Below are 277 nucleotides of genomic sequence, written 5' to 3'. Positions count from 1 at the left end.
ATGCTGCTGAGCCCGGTGCTCGTGTGGGTCTACAACGCCGTCGCGAAGGGCGGCCGCGACCTGCCGGTCGCGGCGAAGTACGCGCTCGGTTTCGGCGCGGTCGCCGCCGGCTACCTGGTGTTCACGATCAGCGGCCGCTACGCGGTCGACGGCCGCGTGTCGTCGTGGTTCATGGTGTGGGGCTACGGCCTGTACTCGCTCGGCGAGCTGCTGGTGAGCGGCCTCGGCCTCGCGATGATCGCCCGCTACGTGCCGGCGCGCATGAGCGGCTTCATGA

Annotated in this window: 1 protein-coding gene; it reads left to right on the top strand. The window is 70.4% G+C overall.

All coding sequences use genetic code 11. The annotated features are described in order from the left end of the window. The coding region (locus AAEY97_RS21210) for a POT-type proton-dependent oligopeptide transporter (protein ID WP_502959477.1) at positions 1–277 on the top strand (277 nt) is incomplete at both ends.

Origin of the sequence: Shewanella sp. TB7-MNA-CIBAN-0143, assembly GCF_040310065.1 — a bacterium.
Lineage (GTDB): Bacteria > Pseudomonadota > Gammaproteobacteria > Enterobacterales > Shewanellaceae > Shewanella.
This window is presented reverse-complemented; position numbering and strand designations above follow the sequence as displayed.